This is a genomic window from Ancylobacter sp. GW821-FHT10E12, assembly GCF_058809335.1.
The window spans coordinates 58,762-82,153 of record NZ_JBXASN010000013.1 but is presented as its reverse complement, the minus strand read 5'-3'; the positions used below and the strand labels follow the sequence as shown (position 1 = coordinate 82,153).

General features: G+C 65.9%; 20 protein-coding genes. 13 read left to right on the top strand and 7 right to left on the bottom strand.

The features are described from left to right. Positions 1-160: 160 nt before the first annotated feature. From pdxY to AC1RU4_RS17935, 9 genes are all read left to right on the top strand, one after another. Complete coding sequence (pdxY, locus tag AC1RU4_RS17975; protein WP_492892483.1) at positions 161-1,009, top strand: pyridoxal kinase PdxY; 849 nt, start codon at positions 161-163, stop codon at positions 1,007-1,009. Positions 1,010-1,014: 5 nt separating this feature from the next. After that, positions 1,015-1,911, top strand: a complete 897-nt coding sequence (locus AC1RU4_RS17970) for a PhzF family phenazine biosynthesis protein (protein ID WP_492892482.1) — start codon at positions 1,015-1,017, stop codon at positions 1,909-1,911. Between the two features lie 21 nt (positions 1,912-1,932). After that, positions 1,933-2,664, top strand: a complete 732-nt coding sequence (locus tag AC1RU4_RS17965; protein ID WP_492892481.1) for an NUDIX hydrolase — start codon at positions 1,933-1,935, stop codon at positions 2,662-2,664. Between the two features lie 92 nt (positions 2,665-2,756). Then, positions 2,757-3,794 (top strand): BMP family protein, encoded by a 1,038-nt coding sequence (locus AC1RU4_RS17960; RefSeq protein ID WP_492892480.1) that lies wholly within the window; start codon positions 2,757-2,759, stop codon positions 3,792-3,794. Positions 3,795-4,002: 208 nt separating this feature from the next. Further along, positions 4,003-5,586: an ABC transporter ATP-binding protein gene (locus AC1RU4_RS17955; RefSeq protein ID WP_492892479.1), complete on the top strand. Its 1,584-nt coding sequence runs from the start codon at positions 4,003-4,005 to the stop codon at positions 5,584-5,586. Continuing rightward, positions 5,583-6,650 (top strand): ABC transporter permease, encoded by a 1,068-nt coding sequence (locus AC1RU4_RS17950; protein ID WP_492892478.1) that lies wholly within the window; start codon positions 5,583-5,585, stop codon positions 6,648-6,650. Before AC1RU4_RS17955 ends, AC1RU4_RS17950 begins: the two co-directional genes overlap by 4 nt. Continuing rightward, positions 6,650-7,594, top strand: a complete 945-nt coding sequence (locus AC1RU4_RS17945; protein WP_492892477.1) for an ABC transporter permease — start codon at positions 6,650-6,652, stop codon at positions 7,592-7,594. Before AC1RU4_RS17950 ends, AC1RU4_RS17945 begins: the two co-directional genes overlap by 1 nt. Beyond that, positions 7,591-8,877, top strand: a complete 1,287-nt coding sequence (locus AC1RU4_RS17940) for an amidohydrolase family protein (protein WP_492892476.1) — start codon at positions 7,591-7,593, stop codon at positions 8,875-8,877. Before AC1RU4_RS17945 ends, AC1RU4_RS17940 begins: the two co-directional genes overlap by 4 nt. Positions 8,878-9,040: 163 nt before the next feature. After that, entirely contained in the window at positions 9,041-11,071 is a 2,031-nt protein-coding gene (locus tag AC1RU4_RS17935) for a putative bifunctional diguanylate cyclase/phosphodiesterase (protein WP_492892475.1), read from the top strand. Here the strand turns inward: AC1RU4_RS17935 and AC1RU4_RS17930 are convergent. Next, positions 11,049-11,861 carry an MBL fold metallo-hydrolase gene (locus tag AC1RU4_RS17930; protein ID WP_492892474.1) on the bottom strand — a complete coding sequence of 271 codons (813 nt, stop codon included), beginning with the start codon at positions 11,859-11,861 and terminating at the stop codon, positions 11,049-11,051. The genes AC1RU4_RS17935 and AC1RU4_RS17930 overlap by 23 nt on opposite strands. A gap of 91 nt (positions 11,862-11,952) precedes the next feature. Beyond that, positions 11,953-12,588 (bottom strand): MBL fold metallo-hydrolase, encoded by a 636-nt coding sequence (locus AC1RU4_RS17925; RefSeq protein WP_492892473.1) that lies wholly within the window; start codon positions 12,586-12,588, stop codon positions 11,953-11,955. Positions 12,589-12,692: 104 nt separating this feature from the next. On the opposite strand from AC1RU4_RS17925, the gene lepA reads away from it, so the two are divergent. From lepA to galE, 4 genes are all read left to right on the top strand, one after another. Continuing rightward, positions 12,693-14,498: a translation elongation factor 4 gene (gene lepA / locus AC1RU4_RS17920; RefSeq protein WP_492892472.1), complete on the top strand. Its 1,806-nt coding sequence runs from the start codon at positions 12,693-12,695 to the stop codon at positions 14,496-14,498. A gap of 73 nt (positions 14,499-14,571) precedes the next feature. Continuing rightward, complete coding sequence (locus tag AC1RU4_RS17915; protein WP_492892471.1) at positions 14,572-14,760, top strand: YegP family protein; 189 nt, start codon at positions 14,572-14,574, stop codon at positions 14,758-14,760. A gap of 652 nt (positions 14,761-15,412) precedes the next feature. Further along, positions 15,413-16,450 (top strand): NAD-dependent epimerase/dehydratase family protein, encoded by a 1,038-nt coding sequence (locus AC1RU4_RS17910; protein WP_492892470.1) that lies wholly within the window; start codon positions 15,413-15,415, stop codon positions 16,448-16,450. Next, the gene (gene galE, locus AC1RU4_RS17905; RefSeq protein WP_492892469.1) at positions 16,447-17,433 is read left to right on the top strand and encodes a UDP-glucose 4-epimerase GalE; all 987 of its coding nucleotides are present in this window, start codon (positions 16,447-16,449) and stop codon (positions 17,431-17,433) included. Before AC1RU4_RS17910 ends, galE begins: the two co-directional genes overlap by 4 nt. Positions 17,434-17,514: 81 nt before the next feature. Here galE and AC1RU4_RS17900 read toward each other — a convergent pair whose 3' ends face one another. From AC1RU4_RS17900 to AC1RU4_RS17880, 5 genes are all read right to left on the bottom strand, one after another. Continuing rightward, entirely contained in the window at positions 17,515-18,804 is a 1,290-nt protein-coding gene (locus AC1RU4_RS17900; protein WP_492892468.1) for an NAD(P)/FAD-dependent oxidoreductase, read from the bottom strand. Between the two features lie 361 nt (positions 18,805-19,165). After that, positions 19,166-20,143 carry a carbohydrate kinase family protein gene (locus AC1RU4_RS17895; protein ID WP_492892467.1) on the bottom strand — a complete coding sequence of 326 codons (978 nt, stop codon included), beginning with the start codon at positions 20,141-20,143 and terminating at the stop codon, positions 19,166-19,168. 43 nt (positions 20,144-20,186) lie between these two features. Beyond that, on the bottom strand, positions 20,187-21,623 hold the full coding sequence (locus AC1RU4_RS17890) for a mannitol dehydrogenase family protein (protein WP_492892466.1): 1,437 nt from the start codon (positions 21,621-21,623) through the stop codon (positions 20,187-20,189). A gap of 1 nt (position 21,624) precedes the next feature. Beyond that, positions 21,625-22,395, bottom strand: coding sequence for an L-iditol 2-dehydrogenase (locus tag AC1RU4_RS17885; protein ID WP_492892465.1), 771 nt, complete (start codon positions 22,393-22,395; stop codon positions 21,625-21,627). Continuing rightward, positions 22,392-23,390, bottom strand: coding sequence for an ABC transporter ATP-binding protein (locus AC1RU4_RS17880; RefSeq protein WP_492892464.1), 999 nt, complete (start codon positions 23,388-23,390; stop codon positions 22,392-22,394). Before AC1RU4_RS17880 ends, AC1RU4_RS17885 begins: the two co-directional genes overlap by 4 nt. Positions 23,391-23,392: the final 2 nt, after the last annotated feature.

Below are 23,392 nucleotides of genomic sequence, written 5' to 3'. Positions count from 1 at the left end.
CTGTCATCGGGCGAAGCGGAGGGTGCCGCTGGCAACTTGCGTATCGCATGCGACACGCTTCACGCCAACATTATGGATCGGCACACCTAATTTCGTTTGAGCCCTTGCATCGCTGGCGGTAAGCGCGGATCGTTTCTTCCAAGGGCCGGGGCACGTGCAGATGAATATCCTCTCGATTCAGTCGTGGGTTGCCTACGGGCACGTGGGCAACGCTTCCGCGATGTTCCCCATGCAGCGCCTCGGGCACGAGGTGTGGGGACTGCACACCGTGCAATTTTCCAACCACACCGGCTATGGCGCCTGGCGCGGCGAGGTCTTCGGCGCCGATCTCATCCGCGACCTGGTCTGCGGCATCGACGAACTCGGCGCGCTGCCGCGCTGCGATGGCGTGCTCTCCGGCTATATGGGGGCGGCCGAGATCGGCGATGCCGTCCTCGACGCCGTCGGGCGGGTGAAGGCCGCCAACAGCGCCGCGCATTATTGCTGCGATCCGGTCATGGGCGATGTCGGGACGGGCATGTATGTGCGGCCCGGCATTCCGGAATTCATCCGCGACCGCGCGGTGCCGGTCGCGGACATCATCACCCCGAACCAGTTCGAGCTCGACTATCTGTCCGGGCGCACCACCGCGACGCTGGAAGACACGAGGCTCGCCTGCGAGGCCGTCCATGCCGCCGGCCCGCGGGTCATTCTGGTGACCAGCCTGCACACGGAAGACACGCCGGCCGATTCCATCGACCTGCTCGCCTCGGGGCCGGACGGGCGCTACCGGGTGCGGACGCCCAAGCTCGGCATTTCCGTCAACGGCGCCGGCGACGCCATTGCCGCGCTGTTCTTCGTGCACTGGAAAAGCAGCCACAGCACCGCCGAGGCGCTGAGCAAGGCGGCGTCTTCGGCCTATGGCTTGCTTGCCCGTACCGCGGCGGCCGGCGCGCGGGAGATCCTGACCGTCGCCGCCCAGGACGAGTTCGTCACCCCTTCGCGCGTTTTCACACCGGAGAAGCTGTAAACGCCATGGCCCGCCGCTACGTCGTGCTCGATGTCTTCACCGACCGCGCCCTCGCGGGCAATCCGCTCGCCGTCGTCCTCGACGCCGAAGGGCTCGACGGCAACCAGATGCAGGCGATCGCCCGCGAGTTCAATCTCTCCGAGACGGTGTTCGTGCTGCCGCCGGTGGAGGAGGCCAACCGCGCGCGGCTGCGCATCTTCACCATCAACCACGAATTGCCCTTCGCCGGTCATCCGACCGTCGGCACCGCGGTGCTGCTCGCCCTGCGCGACGAGGTGGAACTGACGGCCGATTTCGTGCTGGAGGAGAATGTCGGGCCGGTGGCGTGCCATGTGAGCCTGCGCAATGCCCGTTCCGGCAACGCCACCTTCACCGTTCCGCGCCTCCCCGAAATACTCGAGGACGAGGCGCCCAGCGTCGAGACCTGTGCGCAGGCACTGGGCCTCGACAAATGGGACATCGGCTTCGACGAGTATCGTCCGGTGGTGGCGTCCGCCGGCGTGCCCTTCGTGTGCGTGCCGCTGGCCTCGCGCTCGGCGCTTGCCCGCATCAGCCCCAGCGCGGCGCGGCTGATCAGCGCCTTCGGCGGCACGGCCGATTCCGTCTATGTGTTCTGCCGCGACGACGAGGGCGAGGGCGATTTCCGCGCCCGCATGTTCGGCGCCAATATGGGCATAGACGAGGATCCGGCCACCGGCTCCGCCGCGGCCTCGCTCGCCGCGGTGCTGATGCAGGGCGAGCGCCCGGTCGAGGGCTTCAATGCCTACGATATTCTTCAGGGCGTGGAGATGGGTCGGCCGAGCGTGGTGCGGTTGGGGCTCGATGTGGCGGGCGGGGCGCTCGCCCGCGTCACCATCGGCGGTGGCGCCGTGGTGGTGGCGGAGGGCGTGCTGCATGTGTGACGCCGTGGCGAGCGCCGCGCGGTGATCGGCGACAACGAGACGCCGCTCGTCGTTCCGATCGACCGGATCGAGATGCGGCTGGAGCCCGGCGCGTGGGACTATGCGGAGAGCCGGCGGGCGGAGGTCGACGCCTTCTTCGCCGCGCAGCGCCAGCTCAATCCGGCGCTGTGGAACGGCCGCGTGCTGGTGCTGGCGGCGCATCGGCTGGTGGACGGCGTCCTGACCGGCCGCTATCGCGAGACCGATTTCGCCTCGCTGTTCTGGTGGCTGAAGCATGACTGCCCCGGCAACACCGTCTGCAACGCCTTCTCCATGGCGGCGCTGCGGGCGGCGGACGGTGCCTTCGTGCTCGGCCGCATGGCGCCGTGGACCGCCAATGCCGGGCGCATCTATTTCGCCGCCGGCACCCCCGATCTGAGCGACCTCAATCCCGACGGAGCGGTCGATCTCGCGGGAAGCGCGATGCGCGAACTCGGCGAGGAGGCCGGCGTGTCGTCCCACGAGGTCGCCGTCGCCCCCGGCTGGACCGGCGTGTTCGCCGGCCCGCGCATCGCCTTGATGCGGAAACTGACCAGCCCGCTCGGTTCCGACGAACTCGTCGCCCGCATCCGTGCCTTCATCGCCGCCGAGGAGCGATCCGAGCTCGACGATGTGGTGGTCGTGCGGGGTCCCGGCGATATTTCCGATTCCATGCCGCCTTTCATTCGTGCCTATCTTCTGGCCAGTTGGGAGGCGGAGCGTCGGACGTCGTAAATTTCGGACCAAACAGTTCGAATTTGGCACGCCGCTCGCATAAGCTGTCGGCTTGATGGGGCGTGGTGGCCCCGTGCTCGGGAGAGGTCATCATGGTGCGTAAATCATCGGAAACCGTGCCGCTTTTTTCGTCAGGCATCGTCGATCGGCGGCAGCTGCTGGCGCTCGGCGCCGGCGCGCTGGCACTCACCGGCTTCGGCGGCGCGGCTTTTGCGGCCAAGGCGAAGCCGATCAAGGTGGCGGCGATCTATACCGTGCCGGTCGAGCAGCAATGGGTGTCGCGCATCCACAAGGCGCTGAAGGCGGCCGAGGCGCGCGGCGACATCACCTACAAATTCTCCGAGAACGTCGCCAACACCGATTATGAGCGCGTAATGCGCCAATATTCGCAGGAAGGCGCCGACCTCGTGGTGGGCGAGATCTTCGCGGTGGAGCGCCCGGCCCGCAAGGTGGCGGCCGACTATCCCGGCACCGCCTATCTCATGGGCTCCTCCTTCGGCCCGACCAAGCCGAACCTCTCGGTGTTCGACAACTTCATCCACGAGCCGTCCTTCCTGACCGGCATGGTCGCCGGCAAGGCGACGAAGTCGAACATCGTCGGCCTCGTCGGCGGCTACGCCATCCCCGAGGTCAACCGGCTGATGCAGGCCTTCATGGAGGGCGCTCTCTCCGTGAACCCGAACGTGAAGTTCCTCGTGACCTTCATCAACTCCTGGTACGACCCGCCCAAGGCCAAGGAGGCGGCGTTCGCCCAGATCGACAAGGGCGCCGACATTCTCTACGCCGAGCGTTTCGGCGTCGCCGATGCCGCCAAGGAGCGCGGCGTCAAGGCGATCGGCAACGTCATCGACACCTCCGCCCAATATCCCGGCACGGTGATCGCCTCGGCGCTGTGGCACATGGAGCCGACCATCGACCGCGCCATCAAGGCGGTGGTGGACGGCACCTTCACCGCCGAGGATTACGGCCCGTTCAGCTATATGGCGCATGGCGGGGCGAGCATCGCGCCGCTCGATCCCAAGCTGGTGCCGCCGGAGGTGATCGAGATGGTGCTGATGCGCGAGAAGGAAATCCGCGACGGCATGTTCCGGGTCAACGTCAACGACGCCGAGCCGAAGTCGACCATGTGAGGCTGGCGACGGGAACCTCGGGGGGCGGGGATCTCAGGGGCGGGGACCTCGGGGGCGGCGGCCTCGTGCCGGCGGCTCCGGGGGAAGCGCCTCCCTGCTCCCTCTCCCCGTGGGGGAGAGGGGTGGGGTGAGGGGGCTTTGCGATATCGAACGAGGCTTCCCCTCGCCGATCCGTTTCGCGGACGGAGAAGGTAGAGAAAGGGTCTCCATGATCGCACCGACTGCACCCGATCGGTCTGATCGTACACCTCACCATACTCGGCCGCTGGTGCTGTCGCTGTCGGGCATCACCAAGCGCTTCGGTACTCTGGTAGCGAACGACGCCATCGACCTCGACGTGCGGGCCGGCGAGATCGTCGCGCTGCTGGGCGAGAACGGCGCCGGCAAGACCACGCTGATGAGCATCCTGTTCGGCCATTACGTGGCCGACGAAGGCACCGTGCATATCGCCGGAGCGGACGGGCGGCTGGCGCCGCTGCCCGGCGGCTCGGCCGAGGCGGCGCTGCAGGCCGGCATCGGCATGGTGCACCAGCATTTCGCGCTGGCCGAGAACCTCACCGGCTTCGAGAACATCGTGCTGGGAACCATCCCGTTGTGGCGCCTGGGTTTCGGCAAGGCGCGGGTGCGGGCCGCCATTGACGGGCTGATGCGCGAATCCGGCCTCAATGCCGATCTCGACGTGCCGGTCGGGCGGCTCTCGGTCGGCGAGCAGCAGCGCATCGAAATCCTCAAGGCGCTCTATCGCGACGTGCGGGTGCTCATCCTCGACGAGCCCACGGCGGTGCTCACCCCGCAGGAGGCGGACAGCCTGTTCGCAACGGTGAAAACCCTTGCCGCGAAAGGGCTTGCGGTCATCTTCATCAGCCACAAGCTGCATGAGGTGCTGGCACTGTGCGAGCGGGTGGTGGTGCTGCGCGGCGGCGCCAAGGTCGCCGACCGGCCGACCGAAGGCGCCAGTCGCGCCGTCCTCGCCGAGCTGATGGTCGGGCGCGAAATTCCGCCGCGCGAGCGCACGCTGTCGACGCCGGGTGCGCCGGTGCTGCGGCTCGCCGACGTCGATGTCGGCGCGCCGGGCGAGCGCGACCGGCTGGAGGGCGCCGCTCTTGAATTGCGCGGCGGGGAAATACTTGGAATTGCAGGCGTTTCCGGCAACGGTCAGGGTGCGCTGGCGGCGCTGGTGGCCGGGCTGAAGGCGCCGCGCGCCGGCACCTGCGAGATCGCCGGGCAGCATGCCACGCGCGCCGATCCGATGGCACGGCTCAAAGCCGGCGTCGGCCGTATCCCGGAGGACCGGCACCGCGACGGCAGCGTCGGCGCGCTCAGCGTCGCCGAGAACTACGTGCTGGAGACGATCGGCGCGCCGGAGAACCAGCGCGGCGGCCTGCTGCGCCGGGGGGCCATCCGTGCCCGCGCGGCGCAGGCGATCCGCGACTACGACATTCGCTGTCCCGGCCCGGACGCCCCGATCCGTGCGCTCTCCGGCGGCAACATGCAGAAGGTGGTGCTGGCCCGCGTGCTGGAGCGCGCGCCGCGCCTCATCCTCGCCCATCAGCCGACGCGCGGCCTCGATATCGGCGCCACCACCGACGTGCACCGCCGGCTGCTGGCCGCCCGCGGGCGCGGGGCGGGGGTGCTGCTGATCTCCGAGGACCTCGACGAGCTCTTCGCCTTGTCCGACCGCATCGCGGTGATCCATGCCGGCCGCCTGTCGCCGGCGATGGAGGCCGAAGGTCTCGATGTGCGCACCGTCGGCCTGATGATGGCCGGCCATTCGGCGGAGGAGGCCGCATGATCCGCTTCGTCCCCCGCGAGCGTACGCCGGTCTGGCTGACCCTGGCGGTCTCGGTCGGCGCGGGCATCGCCGCGCTGCTGCTGACCGCCATTCCGCTGGCGCTTTCCGGCGCGCCGGTGCTGTCCGCCTTCGTGCTGATGCTGCAGGGAGCGGCGGGTGACGGCTTCGCCTTCGCCGAGACGCTGACGCGGGCGACGCCGCTGATCTTCACCGGCCTCGCCGCCGCCGCCGCCTTCCGGGCCAGGCTGTGGAACATCGGCGCCGAGGGCCAGCTCTATGCCGGGGCGCTGGCGAGCGTCGCCCTCGGCGCCGGTCTGGTCCAGGCGCCGCCAATGCTGCTGGTGCCGATCGTGCTGGTCGGTGCGGCGCTCGCCGGCGCGGCGTTGCTGCTGGTGCCGGTATTCTTCAAGATGCGTTTCGGCGCTGACGAGGTGGTCGTCACCCTGCTCTTGAACTTCGTCGTGCTGCTCTTCGTGCAGTTGATGCTGGAAGGGCCGATGAAGGACGAGATGGCGCTCGGCTGGCCGCAATCGGCACCGATGCTGGACGAGGCGACGCTGCCCAAGCTGGTCGCCGGCCTGCGCCTCCATTGGGGGCTGGTGCTGGCGATCCTCTGCGCCGTCGGCCTGCACGTGCTGATCACCCGTACCGTCTGGGGCTTCCGCATCCGCGCCGTGGGCGAGAATATTCGCGCGGTGCGCTATGCCGGCCTGCCGGTGGGCAAGGCGATGGCGCTGGTCGCCTTGCTGTCCGGCGGCCTCGCCGGCCTTGCCGGCGGCAGCGAGGTCATGGGGCTCAAGGGCTATCTGACGGCCGACCTGTCGCCCGGCTTCGGCTATGCCGGCATCGTGGTGGCGACATTGGCCAACCTCTCCCCATTGGGGGTCGTTCCGGCGGCGATCTTCATCGCCGGCGTCTTCGTCGGTGCCGACAGCATGAGCCGGGCGATCGGCGTATCGAACTATCTCGCCGATCTCGTCGTCGCGCTGTCGCTGCTGAGCGTGCTGGTCGGCGGGCTGCTCACTCGCTTCCGCATCGTCCTCGTGCGCCGGGAGACCGCCTGATGTGGGCCGCGCTGGAGATCCTGACCCAGGCCAATTTCTGGGCCGCGACCATCCGCATCGCCACGCCGCTGATCTTCGGCGTGCTGGGTGCGCTGCTGTGCGAGCGCGCCGGCGTGCTCAATCTCGGCATCGAGGGCATTTTCGTCGCCGGCGCCATGTCCGGCTGGCTGGCGGTCTATCTCGGCCTGCCGCTCTGGGGCGGGGTGCTGGTGGCGGCGCTGGTCGGGGCAGGCTTCGGGCTGCTGCTCGGCGTGCTCGCCGTGCCGCTGGGCCTGTCCCAGCACGTCACCGGCATCGGGGTGACGCTGCTCGCCACCTCGGTCGCCTATTTCGGCTATCGGGTGGCATTTCCCAATGTCGCCACGCCGCCGCGCATCGAGGCCTTCACGCCGCTCGACGTGCCGGTGCTGGGAGACCTGCCGTTCATCGGCCCGATCCTCGCCCAGCAGACCGCCTTCACCGTGCTGGCCTTCGGCTGCGTGGGGGCGATGGCGCTCGTCCTCGCCCGGACGCCGCTCGGCCTCGCCATCCGCGCGGTGGGCGACAATCCCGAGGCGGTGGAAGCGCAGGGCCTGTCGGTGGTCGGGCTGCGCCTCGGCGCGGTGATGGTCGGCTCGGCGCTGATGGCGCTGGGCGGAGCGTTCCTCACCCTTTCGGCCTTCAACGCCTTCTATTTCGGCATGATCAACGGGCGCGGCTGGGTGTGCATCGCGCTCACCGTGTTCGCCTCCTGGCGGCCGGGCAAGGCGCTGCTCGGCGCGCTTCTGTTCGGCGCGCTCGACGCCTACCAGCTGCGTATCCAGACCATTGCCGGCGGCGTGGTGCCGAGCCAGATCTTCCTGATGCTGCCTTACCTTTTCTCGATTGCCGCGCTTGTGTTGGTCGCCCGCCGCGCCGACTATCCGCGCGCTTTGATGAAGCCGTATTTCAAGGGACAGCGATGAGCCTCGACCTTCTCGTTCGAAATGCCCGACTGCCGGACGGGCGTGCCGGCCTCGACATCGCCTGCGAGGGTGGCCGGATCGTTGCCGTCGAGCCGGGGATCGAGGCCGAGGCGGGACGGATGATCGACGCCGGCGGGCGGCTGGTGAGCCCGCCTTTCATCGACGTGCATTTCCATATGGATGCCACCCTCTCGCTCGGCCTGCCGCGGATGAACCAGTCCGGCACGCTCCTGGAAGGCATCGCGCTGTGGGGCGAACTGAAGCCGCTCCTGACCCATGAGGCGGTCGTCGAGCGCGCGCTGCGCTATTGCGACCTCGCGGTCAGCCAGGGGCTGCTCGCCATTCGCTCGCATGTCGATATCTGCGACGACCGCCTGCTGGTGGTCGAAGCGCTGCTCGACGTGCGCGAGCGGGTGAAGGACTATATCGACCTTCAACTCGTCGCCTTCCCGCAGGACGGCTATTACCGCTCGCCCAACGCGACGGGAAATCTCGTCCGGGCGCTCGACATGGGGGTCGACGTGGTCGGCGGCATCCCGCATTTCGAACGCACCATGGCGGATGGGGCCGCCTCGCTGAAGGCGCTGTGCGAGATGGCCGCCGAGCGCGGGCTGCGGGTCGATATCCATTGCGACGAGACCGACGACCCGATGTCACGCCATATCGAGGCTCTGAGCTACGAGACGCAGCGCCTCGGCCTGCACGGGCGGGTCGCCGGCTCGCACCTCACCTCGATGCATTCGATGGACAATTACTACGTCTCGAAGCTCATCCCCCTGATAGCCGAGGCGGGGGTGCATGTTATCGCCAACCCGCTGATCAACATCACGCTGCAGGGCCGGCACGACACGTATCCCAAGCGCCGCGGCATGACGCGGGTGCCCGAATTGCGGGCGGCCGGCATCAACGTCGCCTTCGGCCATGATTGCGTGATGGACCCCTGGTACTCGCTGGGCTCGGGCGACATGCTGGACGTCGCGCATATGGCGCTGCATGTCGGGCAGATGACTTCGCGCGAGGCCATCGCGTGGTGCTTCGAGGCAGTGACCACCAATCCCGCCCGGATCATGGGATTGGAGGGCTACGGGGTTGCTCCCGGCTGCAATGCCGATTTCGTGGTGCTGCAGGCGGCCGATCCGATCGAGGCCATCCGCCTCAAGGCGGCGCGGCTGTTCGTGGTGCGGCGTGGGCGGGTGATCGCCGAGGGCGCGCCGCGCGCCAGCGTACTGGACCTTCCCGGCAGGCCGAGCGTGCTCGATCCCGCCGCCTACGCGCCGGCCTGAATGCGGCCGCTCCGCGTGGGGTCATTGCTGCGGTAAGCATTTCCCCTTACCTTTCGCAGGCTGGATGCGCGGGGCACGCGGCTTATCGGCGGCGGCGTGGATGACGAGTAACGACAATCAGTTTTTTCGGCCCCTGCCGACTTGCCGGACGGAAGGGCTCGCGATGCTCAGGCGGCCCGTGTGGATTCTCGACACCGGCCGCATGCGCAAACATTTTGCCAACGAGGCGGCGCTGTGGTTGTGGGGCGTCGCGCCGGGAGACGAAGACGAGTTCTTTGCGCGTGATTTCACGCCGCATTCGGATGCGATTCGCCAGCGGCTCGGCCGGGTGATCGAGCGAATCTCCACCGGCGAGATCCTGGCGGAGCGCTGGACCTTCTATCCCAGGCACAAGCCCTTCACCGTCGACGCCTTGATGAGCGGCGTAAGGCTGGAAAACGGCAATGTCGGCCTGTTGATGGAGGTCGAGCATTTCGAGCGTTCGACCGACGAATTGCGGGCAGGGGAGGCGCTGCGCCATACGCTGGTGAACGTCCTGCTGTTCGACGAGGAAGGCTGGGTCACCTATCGCAATCCGTCCGCGGAGCTCAGCTTTCCCGGCGCGCGGCGCCGTTTCACCTCGATGTTCGTCAACGGACTCGAAGGCGAGCGAATGTGGCGCGCCGTCGTTGACGAAGATGCTGCTCGGCCGGATGCCTTCATGGGCCGCACGGTTTCGGGCGATTTTCTCGTCGAGACTGCGGAGGGCGAGCGCTGGTACAGCATCGATGCGCGAACCACCACCGATCCGGTGACCGGCCGCCTATCCGTGCTGGTCAATCAGCGCGACGTCACCGACCGGGTAGAGGCGACGAGCCGTGCCGAGTTCTATGCCGGCTATGACGTCGTCACCAATCTCGCCAACCGGCGCCGCTTCGCCGATCAGCTCGATCGGGCGATGGCGGTCCCGGACTCGGTGGGCGGACTTCTGACGATCGACCTGAACGGCTTCAAGGACATCAATGACAGCTATGGCCATGCCGTCGGCGATGCCGTGCTGCAGGAGATCGGCGAGCGACTGCGCGATTGCACCGAGGCCCAGGACATCTGCGCACGACTGGGCGGCGACGAGTTCGCCGTGATCCTGCCGGGCGTTTCGCATCCGGACCTGCTGGCTGCGAGGGCCGACGAGATCAGCCGGCGGATTTCCGCAACCATCGAGGAGCGCTTCACCTCGAGCCGGCTGGCCGTGAGCGCGAGTTTCGGTGCCGCGCTCTGGCCGCAGGACGGCGCCAGCCCGGACGTCCTGCAGCGCAATGCCGACCTGGCCCTCTACGCCGCCAAGACGGAGGGCGAGCGGCATATCCAGCATTTCGACCTCGCCATGCGCCATGCGGCCGACGAGCGCTACAAATGCATCGAGGACCTGAAGGCCGCGCTGGTGGCCGGCGAGTTCGAGGTTTTCTACCAGCCATTGGTGTTCATGGCGGATCGGCGGCCCTTCGGCTTCGAAGCTCTGCTGCGCTGGCATCATCCCAGGCGCGGGCTGCTCATGCCGGGCGATTTCCTCCATGAGGCCGAGAGCATGGGTCTCATGGTGCCGATCGGCGCGTTCGTGGTTCGGCAGGTCTGCCGGCAGATCCGGTCCTGGCTGGACGCCGGCATCGATCCCGGACGGGTCGCCGTCAATCTCTCGCGCAATAATTTCCGGGTCGAGGGCAGTGTCGCCGAACTGACCGACATTATCCTTGCCGAGGGCATCGATCCCGAGCAGATTGAATTCGAGGTGTCGGAAACCGTCACCTTCGGCGCGCGCGGCGAGGTGGCGGTCGATGCGCTGATGCAGCTTCGTCGCCAGGGCTTCTCCATCGCCCTCGACGATTTCGGCACCGGCCACGCTTCGCTCATGCACCTGCGTCGGCTGCCGGTTGACACGATCAAGCTCGACCGCAGCTTCATCGCCGAGATGGTGAACTCGGTGGCCGACCGCGCGCTGGTGCGAGCCATCGCCCTGCTGGGGCGCGACTTGTGCATGCGGGTTCTCGCCGAGGGGATCGAGACCGACGAGCAGGCGTCGGCCGTGCGGGAACTCGGCTGCGAATGCGGGCAGGGCTATCTCTTCGGGTATCCCATGCCGGCGGCGGAGGCCACGGCCTGGCTGCTGCGGCGCGAACCGGACAGGCACATGGCCGTCAGCGCCCCGGCAAGACGATGACCGTCGGTTTCCTGGGCAGGCTCTCGCGCGAGACCACCAGGGTCGAGCCGACATTCCGTTCGACGACGAACTGTTTCTCGCCGAGGCGGCTGAGGAAGTTGTTCAGCGTCGATTCGTTGAAATAGTGCATCGGGATGATCAGCGGCGATTCCAGCGCCTTCAGCACCTCGACCATGCCGTCGACATCCAGCGTATAGCTGCCGTCGACCGGGGCGAGCACGATATCGATGCGGCCGAGTGCGGCAATGTCGTCATCGGTGAGCGTGTGATGCAGGTGTCCGAGATGGGCGATGCACAAATCGGCGGTGCGAAAGACGAAAATGGAATTGCCGTTGCGCGTCGTGCCGCCCTCCCAGTCGCGGGTGTTGGTCGGCAGGTTGCCGACCCACAGGTCGTCGACATCGAGATTGTAGCGGGCCGGTTGCCCCGGCACCTCGCTCCATCCCTTCAGCACATATTCGATGCCGGGATCGGGGTTGAGCGAATAATGGGTGCTGTGCGCCCGGTTCATCGTGGCGACGCGCGGGACGACGTCCGCCCGGACATAGTCATTGTAGTCGGTCGCCACGGTGACGCCGCCGGCGGTCTCGATGAGAAAGGTCGAATGGCCGATATAGTGCAGCGCGACCTCGCGCTGCTGCACCGCGGCCAGCCGGAACGCCGCCGGGATGATGCGTGCCGGCGCCTCGGCGACCAGTTTCGGACACCGCTCGGCCTGCGCCAGCGCAGGCGTCGATGCCAGCGCGAGGAGGACGGACCATGCAAGGCGCAGGCGTGGCTGAGGCGGCATCGGCAAGGCTCCCGGGCATGAGGCTCGGGAGCATGATCGGCGGCACCGCGCTCCGGCGCGAGTAACGTTCGGGTTAACGCTGCGTCCGACCTCAGCGGATATATGGGTTGGTGCGCTTTTCGGTGCCGATGGTCGATGCGCTGCCGTGGCCGGGCAGGATGGTGACGGCATCGCCAAGCGGCAGCAGCTTGGTCCTGATGCCTTCGATGAGTTGGTCGTGGCTGCCATAGGGAAAGTCGGTCCGCCCGACCGAGCGCTGGAACAGCGTGTCGCCGACCAGCGCAAAGGCATTGTCCCGGCTGACCAGCACGACATGGCCGGGCGTATGGCCCGGCACATGCAACACCTCGAAGGCAATGCCGCCGATATCGACGCTGTCGCCCTCGCTCAGCCAGCGGTCTGGCGTCACCGGCTTGCCGGGGATGCCGGTGCGCAAACCGGCGGCCGGTAGGTCATCGAGCAGGAACTTGTCGGCGATATGCGGCCCCTCGACCGGGATCTTGAGCTCGGCCGCGAGATCGGCGGCGCCAGCGGCGTGATCGACATGGCCGTGGGTGAGCACGATCTTCTCGGGCGTCACCTCAAGCTCTTCGAGAGCGGCCAGGATGCGCGGCAGGTCGCCGCCCGGATCGACCACGGCGCCGCGCTTGGTCTTCTCGTCCCAGACGATGGAGCAGTTCTGCTGGAAGGGCGTGACGGGGACGATCGCGATTTTAAGCTCGGGCATATCCGCTCCTTGGCGTGGGTGCGGCGAATTTGGTGGATCATATGCCAGGCCGCAAGGCGTTGCCGCGCTTGTGAGCGCTTCGCGCCAGTGCTATCCCGCGCGGCATGAGCACCAAGCCCATCGACAATATCCGCAACTTCTCCATCGTCGCCCATATCGACCACGGGAAGTCGACGCTCGCCGACCGCCTCATCCAGATCACGGGAGGGCTGTCTGCGCGCGAGATGTCGGAGCAGGTGCTCGACAGCATGGATATCGAGCGCGAGCGCGGCATCACCATCAAGGCGCAGACCGTTCGCCTCGCCTACAAGGCGCATGACGGCAAGACCTATGTGCTGAACCTCATCGACACGCCCGGCCATGTCGATTTCGCCTATGAGGTGAACCGCTCGCTCGCCGCGGTCGAGGGCTCGCTGCTGGTGGTCGACGCCTCGCAGGGCGTCGAGGCGCAGACGCTGGCCAATGTCTACCAGGCCATCGACAATAATCACGAGATCGTGCCGGTCCTCAACAAGGTCGACCTGCCGGCCGCCGAGCCGGACAAGGTGAAGGCGCAGATCGAGGACGTGATCGGGCTCGACGCCTCCAACGCGGTGCTTATCTCCGCCAAGACCGGGCTCGGCATCGAGGATGTCCTGGAAGCCATCGTCACCCGGCTGCCGCCGCCGAGCGGCGACCGCGAGGCTCCGCTCAAGGCGCTGCTGGTCGACAGCTGGTACGATGTCTATCTCGGCGTCGTGGTGCTGGTGCGCATCGTCGACGGCGTGATGAAGAAGGGCATGCGCATCAAGATGATGCGGACCGATGCGGCCTATGAGGTCGATCGCGTCGGTGTTTTCACGCCCAAGCTGACGGTGCTGAACGAACTCGGGCCGGGCGAAATCGGCTTTCTCACCGGCTCGATCAAGGAAGTCGCCGATACCCGCGTCGGCGACACCATCACCGACGAGAAGCGCCCGACCGCCGAGGCGCTGCCGGGCTTCAAGCCGGCACAGCCGGTGGTGTTCTGCGGCCTGTTTCCGGTGGACGCCGCCGATTTCGAGGACCTGCGCGCCGCGATGGGCAAGCTGCGCCTCAACGATGCCAGCTTCTCCTTCGAGATGGAGACCTCCGCTGCGCTCGGCTTTGGCTTCCGCTGCGGCTTCCTCGGACTGCTGCACCTTGAGATCATCCAGGAGCGGCTGGAGCGGGAGTTCAATCTCGACCTCATCGCCACGGCTCCGTCGGTCATCTACGAGATCGAGATGAATGACGGCACCATGATCGACATGCACAACCCGGCCGACATGCCGGACGTGGTGAAGATCAAGGAAATCCGCGAGCCGTGGATCCGCGCGACGATTCTCACGCCGGACGACTATCTCGGCGCCGTGCTCAAGCTTTGCCAGGATCGGCGCGGCAACCAGATCGAGCTCACCTATGTCGGCTCGCGCGCCATGGTCACCTATGACCTGCCGCTCAACGAGGTGGTGTTCGATTTTTATGACCGGCTGAAGTCGATCTCCAAGGGCTATGCCTCGTTCGACTACCAGATTACCGAATATCGGCCGGGCGATCTGGTGAAGATGTCGATCCTGGTGAATGCCGAGCCGGTCGATGCGCTGTCCATGCTGGTACATCGTTCGCGCGCCGAATATCGCGGCCGCGCCATGTGCGAGAAGCTGAAGGACCTGATCCCGCAGCATCTGTTCCAGATTCCGATCCAGGCGGCGATCGGCGCCAAGATCATCGCACGCGAGACCATTCGTGCCTTGCGCAAGGATGTTACCGCCAAATGCTACGGCGGCGACATCACCCGCAAGCGCAAACTTCTGGAGAAGCAGAAGGAAGGCAAAAAGAAGATGCGCCAGTTTGGGCGTGTCGAAATTCCGCAGGAAGCCTTCATCGCCGCGCTCAAGGTGGATGACTGAACGCCCCGACTACCAAAAGGCGGCAATTCGTGCTGACATGACCGTCTAACGTCAAAAAAGACGAGGCGGGGAAATGTACAAGTTCGAGGTCTACAAGGATAAGTCCGGCGAGTTTCGCTTCCGATTCAAGGCTTCCAACGGCGAGAGCATGTTTTCGTCGGAGGGTTATAAGGCCAAGGCATCAGCGCTGAGCGCCATCGAATCGATCCGCAAGAACGCGCCGGGCGCCACGGTCGTCGACCAGACCAAGGTCGATATCTGACGCCTACGGTCATCCGCACGGCAGAATGGAAACCTGCCGTGCGGTTTGGCTGGCGATGCCGTATGGCGAGTGCCGGCGCGCATCTCTCCCGCTCCCGCTTTTCTATTTTGTCGTCGATTCCATGCCGGCGTGCACGTCTTATGCAGTGCCGCGCGGCCGATTTCTGCAATGAATGCGATGTAGCATCTGCATATATTGATGTGTAATAGGAAAATTATTGATATATGCGATTTTTTCAGGATCATACACTTGTTGAAATTATGTATTATAAATTTAATTGCATGAAATACTGAGATATAATTTTCCATAAATACATATGTTCTTACCTTGAAATAAGTAAATATTGTTTACTTACTGATTTTGGCAAATATATCGTTGAATAGCATCGAAATTCAAATTATATTGACGCCAGTCCGGTGGCCTTGGGGGGCTGAATCGGAGTGTCTTATCGTGGTTGATCTGTAAGCGTCTCCTCGGCTGAGGGGTACAGCTCGCTCGTCAGGCGAAGCATCAACGGGCGCCCATATGTAGCCGGGGTCGGATGCTTCCAGGCCCTTTCGAGTCGGTCGACGTCGCAGTCCCTCGCTGCGCGCTATCCCCTCGCACCGAAGCGCATCCTACCCGAAAACCTTTAGTCAGAAGGGTTTGCATCATGCAATGGGCATCGAGGCACCATTTTGCACGTTTCGCGGACGCCAGATCGTTTCATCCACGACGCATCCTCGTCACGGGAGGAGCGGGATTCCTGGGCTCGCATCTGTGCGAACGGCTCGTCTCGGAGGGACATGCGGTCATATGCCTGGACAATCTTTCGACCGGCCGCCTCAGGAATATTCAGAGTCTTTTTTATCGGCTGAACTTCACATTCGTGAACGGCGACGTCGTCGATCACATCGATTGCGCAGTCGATGAAATATACAACCTCGCCTGTCCCGCCTCGCCGACGATCTATGCGATCGATCCGGTCCAGGCGACGAAGACCAGCGTGTTCGGGGCGCTGAACCTGCTGCAACTGGCGACGGAGAGACGGATCAAGATCCTCCAGGCCTCGACATCGGAGGTCCATGGCGATCCGCCGGTTAGCCCGCAGCTCGACACCAGCGGGGGCAATGTCGATCCGGTCGGTCCGGGCGCCTGCTATGACGAGAGCAAGCGCTGTGCCGAGAGCCTGTTCTTCGACTATGCCCGGTGCTTTGGTACCCGGATCAAGGTCGCCCACATCTTCGACACCTATGGGCCGCGCATGCGTCCCGACGATGGGCGAGTGGTGTCGGCTCTCATCGTTGCGGCCCTGCAGGGGCGCGATGTTGCCGTCGATGGCGACGGCACCGAGACCCGGTCGTTCTGCTATGTCGACGATACCGTCGATGGCCTCATTCAGCTGATGGCGACGCCCGACGACGTGTTGGGGCCGGTCAATATCGGCAATCCGGATGAGCGCGGCATTGGTGTCTATGCCGATCTGCTGCTCGAGCTTGCCCGCCCGGATTCGAAGATCGCACCTCTCGCCCTGCCGCCGGACGATCCGCGCCGTCGCTGTCGGTCCATCGACGAGACACTGCGGCTGCTGGGCTGGGCGCCGACCGTGTCGCTGGTCGAGGGGCTCGTGCGGACCATCGACTATTTCCGGCAGGAACTGGCCGGCGAACCAGCTGCCGGTTCGGTCGCGGTTGCGGAGTTGCCAGCATGACGGTCCCCCACGTTTTGGTGACGGGTGGGGCCGGCTATATCGGCAGCCACACCTGCAAGGCGCTCAAGGCCAACGGCTTCGAGCCGGTGACGTTCGACAGCCTCGTCGGCGGCTATCGCGACGCGGTGCGTTGGGGGCCGTTCGTCCTCGGCGACATCCGTGATGCCGGCGCCATCGCCGAGACCCTGCGATTCCACAACATTGTCGCGGTGCTGCATCTTGCCGGCTTCGCCTATGTCGGCGAGTCGATGGCGGATCCGGCGAAATACTACCGAAACAACCTCGCCGGCACGCTGGCGCTGCTCGATGCCTGTCGCGAGGCCGGGGTCGACCGGATGGTGTTCTCGAGCTCCTGCGCCACCTACGGCTTGCCCGACCGGTTGCCGATCCGCGAAAGCGCGCCGCAACGGCCGATCAGTCCTTACGGCCGTTCCAAGCTCTTCGCCGAACAGATGCTGGCGGACGAGGCGGCCGCCTATGGCCTGCACTATGTGGCGCTGCGCTATTTCAATGCGGCTGGTGCCGACCCGGCCGGCGAGATCGGCGAGCGGCATTGTCCGCAGACCCGCCTTATCCCGCTGGCGCTCGCCGCCGCGACTGGAAGAGGCGCCCCGTTCGACATTTACGGCGACGACTACTCGACCCCGGATGGCACCTGCCTGCGCGATTTCATCCATGTGAGCGACCTGGCGCGCGCGCATGTCTACGCGCTGCGCCACCTGCTCGACGGCGGGGAGAACCTCGCGATCAATCTCGGGACCGGCGAAGGACGCTCGGTCAGCGAGGTGCTGACCGCGATCCGGCGCGTCACCGGGCGATCGGTGCCGTTCCGCGTGTGCCGGCGGCGGCCCGGCGACCCGCCCATCCTCTATGCCGATCCGACCTTGGCCTATGAACGGCTGGGTTTCTCGACGGACCTGTCCGATATCCACACCATCGTGCTCACCGCAGCGCGCTTCATGGCGCAGGAGGCGGTGTCATAAGCAAGCCCGCCGTCTCCGCGAAAAGGGCGCGTGTGACGGCTTACCTGCCTCCGCGGCGTGATGCGTGACGCCATCGGCTCCTTACTCGTCCTTGGACCTTGCGGTGCCCTGTGTGATCAGGCGGGAGCCGCGTTGATCCCTTGTGTGGATCCAGAGCCAGGTTATGGCGACGCTCAGGCGATTGCGAAGGCCGATCAGGAAGTAGATGTGAGCAAGTCCCCAGATCCACCAGGCGAGCGCGCCGCGCAGTTTGATCCAGCCAAAATCGACAACTGCCAGCCGTTTGCCGATCGTGGCGAGGCTTCCATCATGCTTGTAGCGGAACGGCGGAGACGACAGGTCGCCGTTCAGGCGGGCGCGGATGACGGAGGCGACGTACTTGCCCTGCTGCTTCGCGGCCGGGGCGATGCCGGGCACCGGATTTCCCTCGGTATCGGAGACGGCGGCGGTGTCGCCGATCACGAATATCTCGCTTTGGCCGGGAACGGTCAGGTCGGGCTCCACCTTGACCCGGCCGGCGCGATCGGCCGGCGCATCCAGCCAGACGGCAGCCGGCGAGGCTTGCACCCCGGCGGCCCAGATGATGGTCGAGGCGGCAAGACGCTTGTCGCCGAACACCACCCCCTCCGCTGAGCACTCGGATACGGGATGCCCAAGTTCGACCTCGACGCCGAGCTTTTCCAGCGACGCTTTGGCGTAATCGGACAGGTCGACTTTGAAGCTGGGCAGCACGCGGGGACCGCCCTCGACCAGAACAACACGGGTTTTCCTCGTGTCGATGTTACGGAAGTCCTTCGGAAGAGTGACCCGTGCAAGTTCGGCAATCGTGCCGGCGAGTTCCACACCGGTCGGCCCGGCGCCGATGATGACGAATGTGAGCAGCCCCGCGCGCCGTTCTTCGTCTTCCTCCAGCTCGGCACGCTCGAAGGCCATGAGAATGCGCCGACGGATCGTGGTCGCATCTTCCAGCGTCTTCAGACCCGGTGCGTAGGGCTCCCAATCGTCATGCCCGAAATAGGCATGGCGCGCGCCTGAGGCGATCACCAGCGTGTCGTAGGCGAGCGTCGTGCCGTTATCCAGCCGGATCCGCCTCATCTCCTTGTCGATGCCGGTCACCGCGGCCAGCAAGGTCGTGGTCTCGGGCTGGTTGCGCAGCAGCTGGCGGATGGGCCAGGCGATCTCCGATGTCGCCAGCGAGGCTGTCGCGACCTGGTAAAGCAAGGGCTGGAAGAGGTGATGATTGCGACGGTCGACGACGGTAATGCGCACGGGTGCGCCGGCAAGGCGATGAACCGTTTCGAGGCCGCCGAAGCCCGCGCCGACAACGACGACATGATGACGTTCATTCAAAGGGGTGGCGGATGTCGTCATCGGCTCCTCACTGCGGCCGGCGGAATCGGGTCGATGTGCAAGCCGAAGACCTGCTGACCGTGTTGCGCCTCGCCTCAGGAACGCTAACACGGAAGCGCCAGCGACGGAGCCGACAGTCGATTGATGGCACCGCTGCAGGCAGCGCATAGCCCAAATCCATGAGGGAGCGCAAAGACCCATGCACCAATTGCGCTCGAGAATGGATCTGGCGGACCTTTGCGTTCGATGCTGCCTGCAGGCCATCCTCCGCCGGCGGGGGCGAAACGCATGGACGGCCGTCCAGTGCAGCCGGAGCGTTACCTACTCAGTGGGCCGGACCTCAGACAGCTGAAGGACCATAGAGATCGCGGGCGCCAAGCGATCAGGCGGGCGTGCCCTGGAACTCCATCTCATGGCGCCAGGGCGGGTTCGCACCGGCGCGGGTCACGGAGATGCCCGCCGCGCGCGTCGCGAAGGCCAAGGCTGCGGAGACGTCCTCGCGGGCAATCCTCGCCAAGCTGTCGCGGCTTAGCGTTCCTCCCTCGGCGAGCGCGGTGAGGAAGCCTGCATTGAATGTGTCACCTGCGCCCACCGTATCTACAACGGAGACCACCGCGGCGGCGGCGTGTACGTCCCAGTCTCGCGCGAAGGCATGCACGCCGTTCGCGCCTTGCGTAACCAGCACCAGATGCGGCCCCAGCGCTTGCACCTTGCGCGCCTGGTCCTCCAGGTCTCCAGGGCCGGTCAGCCAGAACAGATCCTCGTCCGACAGCTTCACCACGTGGCTGAGCGCGAGGAGCCGTCCGATCCGGGCGCGATACGCCGCCTCATCGCGAATGAATCCAGGCCGGACATTCGGATCGAGCATGATCAACCGCCCGCGTCCATCTCCCGCCACGTGAAGGGCCAAAGCCTCCATAGCCGAACCGACCGGCTCTCCAACAAGGCTTATGCCGCCGATGAACAACGCGCCGACCTCCGCCGGCACCTCCGGCAGATCGTCCGCCGTTAGCATCCGGCCGGCAGTGTTCTCGTCGAGGAACAAATAGCGCGCCTGCCCCTCGAGCAGCGTCACGAAGGCGAGCGTTGTCGGCCGGTCCGCCGGACGGCAGAGCCGCCCATCCACACCCGCCGACACCAGCGCCGCGCGAAGCTGATCGCCGAAGAGATCGGTGGACAGCCCGTACCAGAACAGCGTCCGCGCTCCCAGCCGTGCGGCGGCGATGGCGGTGTTGAATACAGAGCCGCCCGGCAACGGCAGAAAGGCCAGACCTTCCGGCGTGTCGCGCGGCACCATGTCGATGAGTGCCTCGCCGGCGCAGAGAATGGCGGGTGTGGAAGCTGGAATGCGAGCAGGCATATGTCGTCGTCCCTGTAAGCGGCACCCTGTCCGGCGCCGGACATCAGCCCACCAGATAATCGGCAAGCACGGCACGGGCGCCGTTGTCCCAGAGGGCTCCGAGCGCTGCGGCAAAGGCGGACGCCACCTCGGCGTCCTGCCCGAGATCGCCATAGACCTCGGTCATGCCGAGCCATGCGGCCGGGTTGGCCCTTGCTGCGCGCGCTCTCGCCGTCAGCATGTCCCAGTTCGGATCATTGGGTGCGATCACCGCACCGGAATCCGTCACTCCCGCGCAATAGCGGCACCAGAGCGCCGAGGCGAGGATCAAGCCTTTCGGCAGCCGCCCCGCCATGCGGTTGTCTCGGATGGAGGGCACGATGAACTTCGGCTGCCGATTGGAGCCGTCAAGACAGAGCCGACGGATCGTATCCGCCACCTCCGGGTTCGCGAACCGCTCTCGAATGACTCGGTAATAGGCACCGAGGTCGGTATCTGGCACCGGTGGCACGATCGGCAGGATCTCTTCCGCCTCCAGCCGGTCGAGGAACCCGACGACGAGCGGCTCGGCCATGGCCTCGTGCGCGAACTCGATATCCATCAACCCGGCGGGATAGGCGATGATGGCATGGCCACCGTTCAGGATGCGGATTTTCATCGTCTCATAGGCGTGGACGTGGCGCGTGAAGGTCACGCCCACCTTCTCCAACGCCGGCCGGCCGGCTGAAAAATCGTCCTCCAGAACCCACTGCCGGAACGGCTCGCACGTGACGGGTACGGGATCGTCGAGCCCGAAGGCCGCCGCCATAGCGCGTTCGCGCTCGCCAGTGGCCGGCGTGATGCGGTCCACCATGCCATTCGGGAAAAACACATGCGCGTTTACCCAGTCGGCGAATTCCACGTCGAACAGCCGAGCAAGGCCAACAACCACGTCACGGGTGACCTGGCCGTTGCCCGGAAGGTTGTCGCAGGACATCACGGTAAAGGGCGGCACGCCGGCTGCGCGGCGGGCCTTCAGCGCGGCGAGGATGGCACCGAAGGCGGTGGAAGGCGCCTGCGGCCGGGCGGCGTCGGCGACGATCTCCGGCGCGGCGGTGTCCAGCCGACCCTTGGAATCCATGAAGTAGCCGCCTTCGGTAACCGTCAGGCTGACGATGCGGATGGCCGGCGCGGACATGGTGGCGATCAGCGCGGCATTGCCGGGCTCCACCGGCAGGAAATCCACCATGGCACCGACGCGGCGCGCACGCCGACCCGCAGGATCGAGCTCGATGACCGTAGACAGGCAGTCCTGCGCCAGCAGCGCTTCGCGCATCACGGCATCGTGTGGCCGCACACCCGCGCCGACAATAGCCCAGTCGTGCCCTTCGCCGAGCGCGAAGAGGTCGTCGAGATAGACCGCCTGATGCGCGCGGTGGAAGTTGCCGAGGCCGATATGGACGATGCCCGGGGTGAGACGGGAGCGGTCATAGGCGGGAAGGGATACGGCAGGCAAAGTCATCTCAAGCCATCCAGTTGCCGCCGTCCACGCCGAAGCATTGGGCGACGATGTAATCGGCTTCCGGCGTGGCGAGGAAAACCGCCATGCCTATCAGGTCCTGCGCGGTGCCCATGCGACCGAAGGGTACGGCCTCGCCGACAAGGCGCTTCTTCTCACCCTTCTGGCGGTTCTCATACTTGGCGAACAGTGCATCCACCCCGTCCCAGTGCTCGCCATCGACGACGCCGGGAGCTATGGCGTTCACGTTGATCCCATGCGCGATGAGATTCAGCCCCGCCGACTGGGTCAGCGAGATGACCGCAGCCTTGCTCGCGCAATAGACCGCCACCAGGCTTTCGCCGCGCCGTCCGGCCTGGCTCGCGATATTGATGATCTTGCCGCCCGCGCCGCGGTCGATCATGTGGCGCGCGACCGCCTGCATGGTGAACAGCACGCCCGCCACGTTCACCGCGAACAGCCGGTCGAAGCTTTCGCGCGTGATCTCGACGATCGGAGCGGCATCGAACAGCGCGGCGTTGTTGACGAGGATGTCGATCCGACCCATGGCGGCGACGGCGGTGGCGATGCCGGCCTCGATGCTGTCCTGCAGCGTCACGTCCATCTGCACGGCATGGGCACCCGCACCGAGCTCGGCCACGGCGCGTTCCAGCGCGGCGGCGTTGACATCGGCAAGCGCGACCTGGGCCCCCTCGGCAAGATAAGCGCGCGCGAACTCAAACCCGATGCCTCGCGCGGCGCCGGTGATAAAAGCGCATTTTCCACTCAGTCTCATGCCAGGGCCCTTCCAGCTTCGTCGAAGCGATAAATTCTGTCCGGCCGGGGCGCGAGCCTGACTTGGTCGCGGTAATGCAGTTCGACCTCGCCGCCGACGCGAACGTTGAGCGGGCCGATACCTTCCGCGTCGACCCGCAGGAAGGTGTCCGACCCAAGATGCTCGGACAGCCCGACGATTCCCCGCCAAGGGCCGTCATCGGCGATGACGAGATGTTCGGGCCGTACCCCGATCGTATGCGCACCGTGGCGGGCCGCTTCAGCACCGGTAATGAAGTTCATCTTCGGGCTGCCGATGAAACCGGCGACGAAGAGATTCGCCGGGCTGCGATAGAGCTCGATCGGACTGCCGACCTGCTCGATGCGCCCGGCATTCAGCACCACGATCTTGTCGGCCATGGTCATGGCTTCCACCTGATCGTGGGTCACGTAGATCATCGTGGTCTTCAGCGTCTGATGCAGTTCCGAGATCTCCTGCCGCATGGAGACGCGCAACGCGGCATCGAGATTGGACAGCGGCTCGTCGAACAGGAAGGCCGATGGCTCACGCACGATGGCCCGGCCGATGGCCACACGCTGGCGTTGCCCGCCCGACAATTGGCCCGGACGGCGGTCGAGATACGAAGAAAGATTAAGCACCTGCGCCGCCGCCTCGACCTTGCGCTCGCGCTCGGCCGCCGGCATGCCGGCCATCCGCAGCGGAAAGGCGATGTTCTTGCGCACCGACATATGCGGGTAGAGCGCGTAGCTCTGGAACACCATGGCAAGGCCGCGCTGCGCGGGAGCCAGGTGGGTGGCTTCGCGCCCGTCAATGGCGATGGTGCCGGAGGTCGTATCTTCCAAGCCGGCGATCAGGCGCAGCAGAGTCGACTTTCCACAGCCGGAAGGACCGACAAAGACGACAAACTCGCCGTTCTCGACCCGAAGGTCGATGCCCCGGATGATCGAGGCACTCCCGAAGGATTTCGTCACCTGAGATAGGATGATCTCGCCCATGG